Genomic DNA, 9,440 nt, shown 5'->3' with positions numbered 1-9,440 from the left:
CCAAGTACTTGAAATTTAACATATGATTATAACGCTTAAAGATAATATTAAAAACCTTGTTGGTGAACAGGAATTTAATAACGTCCTAACAGAAGTGAAAGAAAACCTATCCATTGAAACTAAGAATTTTAAAAATACTAAGAAGATTTCAACTGTATGCTTGGTCGCCGGAGTTCTTTGTTTATTTATTCCAGCGTTCTGGATTGGAACGGCAATTTTATTGGTAATTGGCTTAGCAACTCTCAAGTTGAAAACTGAGGCCAAAAAAAAGATGAATATATTCAATGATTTTTTGTTTTTTTTAACAGAAAACGTTGAAAGCTCTCAAGAAAATTTTGATCGTTACAAGTATTTAATTAGTCAATTGTAACTTGATCAAATAGGTCCTTATATTTTCGCTATGATTTGTAAAACTGTTATTATCTTGTTTCAAACCTATCGGAAGATAGGAAAACAATCAGGTGAATTAGTTAAGTTGGAAAAGGCATAAAAAAAAGCCACATTGGGAGAAATGTGGCTAAAGATCGAATTGGATTAATTTTTCAAAAGCAGCGTAAAGAATAGACTTAGGCTAAACAGTTAAGCTTAAATTAAACTGAATAATGAGCTGTATTTTTAAGACACCATTCTTAATGCCTGCTCCAGTCCACGTTGTTTAAGATTGGCTCCAGCCCCAAACCATGCTGAATCCATCCGGTGATCCGTTGAAATCGCACGTCTCTCGTGATCCACAAACTCGGTAATACTGCATAATAAACCATAAGCCGTATCTTTGGCTGAAGCTAACTCTGCCCCACGACCATGTCCATTAAACATGGTCATGACCTTAGACATGGCACGCCCATTGGGTTCGGTTTTATTGTCAGCTTTGGATGAATGAATTTGTTTAGGTGTAGCTACACTACGGTAGAACTGAATGATACTTTCATCCTGTTCAGCAATACTCAGGTTCGTGTTATTGAACACGGCATCAAAGTAAGCTGCGGCTTCCTGCTGGGTGACTTTGCGTTGACTGAGTTGCTTCATTTCATACATGTGTTCATCCCAGGCACGAACTGAAATACCTAATTTCTGCTTAATCTTCTCGGCATCGAACTTGGTACTGTGTGGAACTTTAACTACACCAGCACTACTGTTCTGCCCGCGTAAGGCAATCGCCAGAGTGTTGTTACACACCACACGAATCGAGGTAAATTGCGCCGTGGTGGCTAGTGTTCCATCACAAGCAGTTGCCAACAAAATGTAGCCATTGCTGACATCCTTACTTTTTAATGCTGCCGATTGCCCCGTTCTTGCCAATGCCCAGAACTTACGTCCACCTTTTAAGACACCTGCCGTTTCCAGTTCAAAACCCGATTGCTCGGTAAGGTCTCGGTAAAACTCTAGAATCTCTTTGGGTTGTACCTCCTGATAGCGTTGACTCACCACCGATAACGGTGCATGAGTATCTGAACGGTAAAGCACTCGTTGCTCTTCATAAGGCATCAGGATATTTTGTCCCCGTTCATTCTTTGCCATATAACTGACATTGGATGATTCAATCCGCCAGTCCATACCCGCCTGCTGTGCCCAGATTTCTATCGGCTGATTCTGAGGAAGCTGATTGCCCAGACCATGCCAAGGGGTTTGCCCTACAAAAGCCATTGTTTCTATTTGATGTGCCATGATTGTTTTTCCTTTAAGTAATTTAAATAATTTGAATGCTGTAAACGATGAGAATTACGAGAAACCTGATTGCTGGATTTCAAAATGTTCCAGACATTGCTCACACTGGTAAAACAGCGTCACCATGTTTTCTTGATGTTGAACGTAGAGCAGAAACATGCCACCGATAACCAACCCCACAAAGCCCCCTACCAAAGGGTGAACAGGACTGCGTTTTGACAACTGCATACAGGCTGCTGCCAGAGACATTGGCGAGAATGATGAAAGCTTTGCAAACACTCCTGAACTAGGCTCGGTCTGTCGCAGTAAGGTGATATGTAATGAATGACAATAAGGACACTGGCGCATGGTCTTCCTGCTTAAATAAAAGGCATAAAAAAACCACAAGCAAATGCTTGTGGCTTGATTGGATTTATGTCGTTTTTTAGATTAACGATTTACCTTTGGAGTTGCTAAACCTTTCTTAGCACAAGGTTGGATGCTTTCAATATATTGCCCATCACCAGTATCTTTAAAGAAACCATATTTAGATTTGATTTCTAAACATTGCCCTTTCTTATATGGTTTAACTTGAGGAACCACTTTGGCTGGTATGGCATAGCTATTTAAAATGACCTCACCTTTGTTTGTTGGAAATACAACTGATTCTTCGCCATAGTAAACATTGGCTTTTAGAGTGACTTGCTCGGTTTTAGCGAAGGCAATAGAGCTGACTGAAAGGCTTAAAATTCCACATGCGATAAGTTTGATTAGGTTCATGATATTTTCTCTGATTAAGTAAAGTAATAATTAAATAAATGCTACAGGCCAACTTTAATTAGTGACCGAAACATGACTGGTATCCTTCTTTGAGGACTTGATTGCTGTTCTTATCCCAGCTCACCACATACCAAGTACATTGGTAACGGTCAGAGTCCCAAGCAGCACGGTAAGTCATGGTATTGCCTTGTTGACTCCAACCCTCAACTCGTTTAGCCACCTGATCTGGACCAGAGCGCCCCCATACATTCATGAGATGCGACGCTAACATTTGGTCAATCGTAGAAATGGTTGCTTTCAAATCGGCTGAAGCAGATTTGATTGATTTTAATCCGTAACGGGAAGCATTGGAACTTAAAGTTTTTCCTTCATGATACTCAGCATCTACTTCTGAACTGAGATGACCTATATTTGTATCTGCTGCTTTTGCCTTATCAAATGCGGCTATTGCACCTGCAACCACTTCATCCTCAGCTTGTGAATTAGCAGATTGTGTTTCAGTATTTTCCGCCATGCTTTCAATGCCAGTGAAACCTGATTCAGCTGGTTCTGATGCTGCTTGTTTAGAAGAGGATTGATTTTGTAGTTTAGATTGTTCTAAAGCCAGTTGAGCTAATTGAAGTTCAGTTTGTTGCTTTTGATGCTGATTAAATAAAATCCCACCAACAATGAATACAATCATCATCACTACAGTTATCAGCCAATATAACTGCGGGATCTTTTTGGTTGAATTAACGTTGTTCTTTATCATGTTATTACCTTGAAATTGAGGATATATGGCACTTTAGGAGTGCTTTCACAGGGGTAATGTGTATTTGAATTTTTTTTATTTATGATTTTCCCATATGGTCATAGGCATAAAACAAAGCAAAGGACAGCATAAAAATCACGATATAAGCTGCATACCATTTCCAGCGCCGTTTGAGCCGTTGGGTATTGATCGTCATTGGCTACACTCCCAAATAGGCTTTTAATAAAGCTCTAGCCTGATTGAGTTGTTGAGCCTGCTGTTGAATAAGCTGCTGTACTGATTCGGGTAAGCTCTGGTATTTATCGGGGTGAAAGTCTGCCATCTTTTTTCGGTAAGCAGATTGAAGGGTTTGCTCAGTAAGAACTTCGGGCTGAATTTCAAGAAGTTTGCAGGCTTGTAATTGTTCCTCGGTCAGATCAGAAGCTTTTTTCTGGTTCATTTCCCCCGCCATACATTGATAAATGATTTTGACGAGTTCAGGGAGAACTGCTTTTGAAACGTTAGTTACACGACACAAATGCGTCATGAATAAATCAGCTTGGTCCTGCTCAACTTGACCGAGTGCCATTGCATAGACCAATTGCTCAATCATCTCCCTACGGAAGTTGTAGGCAAGGTCATCTTTCACATCTGCCAGACGATGCAATAGGTCTTCATAATCGAAGCGCATCTGTTCATTCAATAATTTCTCGACATACTGATGCACTGCCTTATCATTCAATTTAGTAAAATGATCGGATACAGCTTCTTTTGATCGGGCATTCCATTGGCCCGCATTGAAGGTAATAAAGTAGGCAAACAGATCAATTATGATCTGCACCTCGGCCTCAATCTTGATACTCGTTTGCCTATTGCTTTGTCTACTGTGTAGCCCCTGACAACATTCATTTAGGAATGCCGCTAAAGCACGAATCGCACCTTTATCGAGTTGGCTAAAGCTCAGTTCATCATGACCGTTAATTAAAATCGAACTGGTGAGTATTCCAATATCAGCCTCTATCCGCTGGATGTGTTCAAACAGATAAGCTTGTTCATCTTCAAAGCTTTCTTTATAGAAAAGTCCCTTTGCCGTGAGGCACATTCCAGCCTTGGCACTACCAAATACGGTATCGTCAATCAGCATCAAGACTTCGTTGGGGCTTACACCATGAGGTAAATAGCTCATGGCACCTTGCAGCTTTTTATTGGGAATAACAGGCGCAAAATAAATGTTGTCACTACCTCTCAACAAGGGCACCCACTGACTCTGCTGGATTCGTTCCTCTATGCTCATAACATCCCCTAGAAAAACCAGCGTATAAAGATAACGGGCCAGACCAGAGCACGACCCAGTAAATAAGCACCTGAGTAATGCCCCGGATATTCCCAAATGCAATACAGCCAGTAACCCATCACAATCGTGAAATAGAAGGTAAAAAATGGATGTTTCATGATCAAAACTCCTAAATTGAGTTGCATAACCCCTTCCGGTTGCCCGAACAGGCAACCAGAAATGAGTGCTTCAATGATTTGCTTAAGGCTTTAAATATCTGGTGCTAAAACTTGTCCACGCATTGCTGACCTGACTGATACATCACTCGGTCTAAATCAGCAGGAAGGTAGCTCATACGCTCAATCTGGCGCATAACCTTACGACCATAATGTTCTTCAACTTTGCCATAGACACAGGAGCAATAACTGCGACTACCACCCATGTTGTAACAGCCATGTTTGACGCCCTTTTCAAAATCGGAAGAACAGCCATCCATGATCAGAAAACTGACTCCTACCACACCCATCAAAATTTTATTTTTCATCGTCATATCCAGTGACATGGTCATGGAGGTTTGGCTTTTTTAGGCAATACAAAGCCCTGCCACGGTGTAGCTCACATGACATATTTATTAAGTTAAATTTTTAGACGAAAAAAACCAAAGCTTGAGAAACCAGAAGTTCATCAAACCCTATAAAACTAATCGGAAGGTGTAAAAAGAATATGCATAGCCAACTCCTTATATTGGGAGTTCTGCCAAAGCATCAATTTAGATTTATGGTGGCAGAACGAAAGTGGGTTGACAGACTGGTCTCAGAGGCCAGCACACTCGAAAGTGTCCCACTTCCGTCCTACCGCTACGGAAGGGAACGAGAAGCTAGACATTAAAAGAAGATCTTTTAATATCTCTGAGAAATGGTCTGTCAAAACCAACTGGCAATGTAGGCCAGCACGCAAAGGATAATCTGCAAAATTTAAGGTGTCAATAAATGTATTAAAAGATTCAATTACCTACTAAGTATTTAATAGATTAATTATCCTATTCAACTGTTGCCTCATTTGAACAAGAGGTATTTCGCTTGATATTAACTCCAAAACCACTAGAAGCATCTCTCAATACGAAAATATAAACATCTATTAGGTCAGAATATTGTCGTCCATATTTATCATGGTAAATAATTCTTAATTTGATATCTTGTTGAAATTCGCTTTTTAAAAGTTCAAGTCGCTCTCCTATGAATTCAATATCAAGCCTAGTTTTCTGCTGTGCTGCTAACTCATAACGCTCTATATTAAAATCATTAAAATTCGAGTCCAACTCTTCAATAGTTACATGCTTTGCCACACCTCCCCCTTATTTGCAATGACAAACTTAATATCTGCGACCTCATGACGTTCCATATCGATAATAGAACCATCATCATCGCATTCTAGAAATTCCTTCTCCGTTAAGGTGAAAGAATAACTATAGAAAGTTAAATGAGGCCGTGCTTCAAAATATTTAATTTCTAACTCTTGCTATGTGACACTAAGTAGCTTCCTTTGCTCTTCAACATTATTTGCTAATTCCTGAGCCTGTTGATGCAATGCATCTGTGCTTGCTTTTAACTCTTGGCTTTGCATTTGTAAGGCTTTAGTGTTTTGTAAATAACCTAAAATCAGAAATAAAAAGGCCAATGGGGAAAATGCACCAGCTAAGAAATCACCTACTTCATTCGCAGGTAAAGCCTTGACCTTAACTGGTGTAATGCCAAAGAATTGATACAAAATGAAAAAATAGAAAACTGTAAATAGGATAAAGATCCAGTAATGGCTTTTTGTTTGAGTCATGGAAATTTTCCTAGCTGATTCTTAATAACAAAATGACTTCCACCATAGTTTACCTGACAAAAAAACAGAAAAAGTAATATGCGATTTTTCATTGAAATCGCTCTAATTCATCTTTACATCACATTAAATTTTTTGCTAAATTCTTTTTTGGTTACTAGCCCGTAAACAAGTTTAAAGAAAGCCTGACAATCCCAAAGTCAGGCTTTCTTTTTATCCGTGTAACGTATTACTGTTAGTTAATTAGTCTGATGCCAGTATGACTGACAACTCAACTTAGCTCATAGTAAATTGTGATGTTGCTATTAGAATCTTTTAATTAAATTATAAATATTTAACTTTAACCAAATCAGATTACTTAATAGAATTAAGCCTCACATCGATCTTCACTTGATATTTCAGCCTTAGTAATGAATAACGACCATCTCTTTGTTTTATCAAACTCTTCAGAAAGCTATCTTTTTCTGACATTAAAAATTTCTTTCATTCTTACAAAATTCAAGAGTACCCATTACCAACTTATTTGAAAAAGCAAAGGGATATATCTGTAAATTTTACAGTATTTCCAAATAAAGATTACATCCAACGCTTTATAAAGCAAGTTACTGTTAAGATTTAAATCTTATATGTTTAAACTTCGGTCAAGGGCAGATAGATAGACTTGGCACTCAAATAAGATTAGTTAGGGCTGTTTAAGCAGCCCGTTCCCAAATTAAGCAAACCTAATAAGGTCGACGTGAGCCCTTCCCATGGAAAAGTTTGAAACCTTGCGGCCAGACTCTGACATTCATCGAGTCTGCATCCACATTAAAAAAGTCCAGTTGTAAGAGCCGCTCAAAATCACTCACATCATCAAATGCTGCAAACATCTCAGTAAACGGATGGCTATGCTCTGTAATCGCTTCATTCAAGCTCACCACCATCCCTCGGTACTTCGTTACAAAATTCCATAATCGGGCAATTTGCAGCAATAGCGCTGAAGTATCCTGATAAATATAGCCATTTAGCGTTAATGAGAATAGCATCCCGTACTCCCCGTTTTCAGCGAGCTGAACAACGCGCTGATACTGGAAGAGATAATCAAACGGAAAATAACCATACTGACCCAACAGTTGTTCAAACTGACGTATATCTTTGGATACATTAGAAATAGAAGTTACAGATGTATAACCAGGTAAATAGCCTAGAAACAGATTAATCTTGTTTAACGCATGATGATGCTTAGTCGCTTGTTGGTATGCTTTTTGGTAATGCTCCACTCTCTTGGCATGTTTTACCATTTTATCTTCGACCATTTCAGGAAAGGACGGTGCAGAAAATATTTTCCGTAATTTAACTAAAATCAGATCGATTAACTGTTCAGCTTCTTGCTGATTATAAGTGAGATTTAAACCGACAAGATTCAGCTCTCTTTGACTCGCGTGGAAGCACATTCTGAAATAATTTAACCAGAGTCCACATTCTATTGCAGGCATCAGACAAATCTGAGACCAGTCAGAAAAGTACTCGAATAAATGAGAGTGCCAGAACTGGGCATCATACTCACCACCGCGTTTAAAATAGATACTCAAATAGAGTTTATAGATATCCTGTTCCAAACGCGGAGCAACCTGATGTTCATAGCGAGTTAGGGTAATTGGGTGCATGTTTGACTTCCTGTATTTATGTTCATAGGAAGTACTGATCAATATTTTTTTATTGTGCTTATCCTTAAATCGTTGAAAGAGATGTCTCCTGGCCCTTTAACGCTGGGCCAGTTTAGACTCAATCCATTCATTTATTTCAAAAGCTGACCAACCAACACGGTTTGTGGTTAGTCGAACCTGTTTAGGAAAAGTAGAATCATGGTATTCTGATTTAGGGTCAAGCAAACTGTAGATCGTGGCACGGCTGAGGCCAGTAAATTCTATCACTTGTTTAATGTTGATGATTTTGTTCATCACAAAGGTCGTTTGAGTGAAAGACGCATTCATGGAGTTTCCTTTTAAATGATGCGTGCGTTTGTGCACATACCATGGGCCAACCCAATAAAAAATAAATAGGGAGCCAAGAAACAAACTCAAAAAATTAAACAAGCAAAGAAAGAAGAGAGCTCAATGGCTCTCTTCTCTACGAATGCATCAGCATTTTAAAATGGTAATTTGATATCGTCATCTGCCTCTCTGGATTGACGAAGCATGTACAAACTCGGTGTAAACTGGCCATGACTAAACGTCTTCATCCCAAAGACTTTTACTCGTAACCGTTGTTCATACTTAGTCGGATCAGCAAGATACAAACCGAGTCGAATCGCATTGTTTACTTTCGTTGCATCTTCTCGCTTCACCATTCCCAATCCATCTAAGCCCTTTTCTTTGTAAGACTTTCTCTCCTTCGCAGTATGCTTGTTGAACCCTTTCCCAAAATCACCCGTGATTTTCTCCCATAGTTCACCGACTGATTCAGCATGCCACCAATCCCCTTCTCTTTTTGAGCCGTTATAAATCAGGAGTAAATGGATATGGTAGGCACCCGTTTCTCCCCCCTGTTCTAAAGCCCATGCATAGCCAACCAAGTCTTTAAAGCAAGTATCTTTATCTGAAATTCGTTTCCGTAACGTCTTTAAGTGGCGTTCAACATCTACAATAGAAAGCTCATCTAGACACTCGGTATAGTATTTAAGCTCTTCTCGAACCCATAAAGTTTGACGATGTTTTTGGATGATATTTCTAAGGTATTCTTCTAATTTGAACCGATTGTTATATTCTTGTCTGTAGAAACGATTCTGATCTCGACTCCATGCTGCTTGTGATACATACAAAGCTCTACAAATTTGAATATATTCATCCTTATAAGGAATTTCAGTGTGTGTCAAACCATATTGCCGGTTCAAACGATCTACGACCGCAATGACTCGAATAAATTGATTGACTGGAAACATCAGTTGAAGATTACGGGTGAACATCTGTTTAAATGCAGGAACCAAATCACATCCTTGTCGTGCATATGCTCGAAGTTTTTGTATAGTACTTCGTTTCGTTTGATCACCTTTCTCTAATACCTGACTCACCTCTATGATCAGGCGTTCTATGGCCATGAGTATTTCTGTTTCATTCAACATGCTGGTCTACCTATTCAGTTAAGCTTCATAGGTAAGTCAGCTCAATTATTTTTTATATTTGACTGTAATAAACACACTATCAAGTA

13 protein-coding genes are annotated in these 9,440 nt (G+C 39.0%); 1 reads left to right on the top strand and 12 read right to left on the bottom strand.

Going from position 1 to position 9,440, the window contains the following annotated elements:
* The first annotated feature begins 22 nt into the window (after positions 1-22).
* Complete coding sequence (locus tag NL42_RS15200) at positions 23-370, top strand: hypothetical protein (RefSeq protein ID WP_461313377.1); 348 nt, start codon at positions 23-25, stop codon at positions 368-370.
* A 245-nt stretch (positions 371-615) separates the two neighbouring features.
* Here the strand turns inward: NL42_RS15200 and NL42_RS15195 are convergent, their stop codons facing one another.
* The 12 genes from NL42_RS15195 to NL42_RS15140 all read right to left on the bottom strand — a co-directional run bounded on the left by NL42_RS15195 (position 616) and on the right by NL42_RS15140 (position 9,303).
* Complete coding sequence (locus NL42_RS15195; RefSeq protein WP_461313376.1) at positions 616-1,665, bottom strand: DUF932 domain-containing protein; 1,050 nt, start codon at positions 1,663-1,665, stop codon at positions 616-618.
* Positions 1,666-1,719: 54 nt separating this feature from the next.
* Complete coding sequence (locus NL42_RS15190; protein WP_461313375.1) at positions 1,720-2,013, bottom strand: hypothetical protein; 294 nt, start codon at positions 2,011-2,013, stop codon at positions 1,720-1,722.
* Positions 2,014-2,094: 81 nt separating this feature from the next.
* Positions 2,095-2,424 (bottom strand): hypothetical protein, encoded by a 330-nt coding sequence (locus tag NL42_RS15185; protein WP_461313374.1) that lies wholly within the window; start codon positions 2,422-2,424, stop codon positions 2,095-2,097.
* Between the two features lie 58 nt (positions 2,425-2,482).
* A complete protein-coding gene (locus tag NL42_RS15180; protein WP_461313373.1) occupies positions 2,483-3,175 on the bottom strand; it encodes a hypothetical protein in 693 nt (230 codons plus the stop codon).
* A 199-nt stretch (positions 3,176-3,374) separates the two neighbouring features.
* Positions 3,375-4,448, bottom strand: coding sequence for a molecular chaperone DnaJ (locus tag NL42_RS15175; RefSeq protein ID WP_461313372.1), 1,074 nt, complete (start codon positions 4,446-4,448; stop codon positions 3,375-3,377).
* Between the two features lie 8 nt (positions 4,449-4,456).
* Positions 4,457-4,606, bottom strand: a complete 150-nt coding sequence (locus NL42_RS15170; protein WP_424610074.1) for a hypothetical protein — start codon at positions 4,604-4,606, stop codon at positions 4,457-4,459.
* Between the two features lie 104 nt (positions 4,607-4,710).
* Positions 4,711-4,971: a hypothetical protein gene (locus NL42_RS15165; RefSeq protein ID WP_461313378.1), complete on the bottom strand. Its 261-nt coding sequence runs from the start codon at positions 4,969-4,971 to the stop codon at positions 4,711-4,713.
* Positions 4,972-5,466: 495 nt separating this feature from the next.
* On the bottom strand, positions 5,467-5,772 hold the full coding sequence (locus tag NL42_RS15160; protein ID WP_461313371.1) for a hypothetical protein: 306 nt from the start codon (positions 5,770-5,772) through the stop codon (positions 5,467-5,469).
* Between the two features lie 173 nt (positions 5,773-5,945).
* Positions 5,946-6,257: a hypothetical protein gene (locus NL42_RS15155; RefSeq protein WP_461313370.1), complete on the bottom strand. Its 312-nt coding sequence runs from the start codon at positions 6,255-6,257 to the stop codon at positions 5,946-5,948.
* Positions 6,258-6,976: 719 nt separating this feature from the next.
* Complete coding sequence (locus tag NL42_RS15150; RefSeq protein WP_461313369.1) at positions 6,977-7,900, bottom strand: hypothetical protein; 924 nt, start codon at positions 7,898-7,900, stop codon at positions 6,977-6,979.
* Positions 7,901-7,996: 96 nt separating this feature from the next.
* A complete protein-coding gene (locus tag NL42_RS15145; protein ID WP_461313368.1) occupies positions 7,997-8,227 on the bottom strand; it encodes a helix-turn-helix transcriptional regulator in 231 nt (76 codons plus the stop codon).
* Between the two features lie 155 nt (positions 8,228-8,382).
* A complete protein-coding gene (locus tag NL42_RS15140) occupies positions 8,383-9,303 on the bottom strand; it encodes a hypothetical protein (RefSeq protein ID WP_461313367.1) in 921 nt (306 codons plus the stop codon).
* Positions 9,304-9,440: the final 137 nt, after the last annotated feature.

Source organism: Acinetobacter sp. GN11 (assembly GCF_054823985.1).
This window is presented reverse-complemented; position numbering and strand designations above follow the sequence as displayed.

Excerpts from the sequence above, each read along its gene's own strand:
- NL42_RS15170 (WP_424610074.1), bottom strand. The coding sequence starts at position 4,606 with ATGAAACATCCATTTTTTACCTTCTATTTCACGATTGTGATGGGTTAC.
- NL42_RS15200 (WP_461313377.1), top strand. The coding sequence starts at position 23 with ATGATTATAACGCTTAAAGATAATATTAAAAACCTTGTTGGTGAACAG.
- NL42_RS15195 (WP_461313376.1), bottom strand. The coding sequence starts at position 1,665 with ATGGCACATCAAATAGAAACAATGGCTTTTGTAGGGCAAACCCCTTGG.
- NL42_RS15145 (WP_461313368.1), bottom strand. The coding sequence starts at position 8,227 with ATGAATGCGTCTTTCACTCAAACGACCTTTGTGATGAACAAAATCATC.
- NL42_RS15165 (WP_461313378.1), bottom strand. The coding sequence starts at position 4,971 with ATGAAAAATAAAATTTTGATGGGTGTGGTAGGAGTCAGTTTTCTGATC.
- NL42_RS15185 (WP_461313374.1), bottom strand. The coding sequence starts at position 2,424 with ATGAACCTAATCAAACTTATCGCATGTGGAATTTTAAGCCTTTCAGTC.
- NL42_RS15180 (WP_461313373.1), bottom strand. The coding sequence starts at position 3,175 with ATGATAAAGAACAACGTTAATTCAACCAAAAAGATCCCGCAGTTATAT.
- NL42_RS15155 (WP_461313370.1), bottom strand. The coding sequence starts at position 6,257 with ATGACTCAAACAAAAAGCCATTACTGGATCTTTATCCTATTTACAGTT.
- NL42_RS15175 (WP_461313372.1), bottom strand. The coding sequence starts at position 4,448 with ATGAGCATAGAGGAACGAATCCAGCAGAGTCAGTGGGTGCCCTTGTTG.
- NL42_RS15190 (WP_461313375.1), bottom strand. The coding sequence starts at position 2,013 with ATGCGCCAGTGTCCTTATTGTCATTCATTACATATCACCTTACTGCGA.
- NL42_RS15150 (WP_461313369.1), bottom strand. The coding sequence starts at position 7,900 with ATGCACCCAATTACCCTAACTCGCTATGAACATCAGGTTGCTCCGCGT.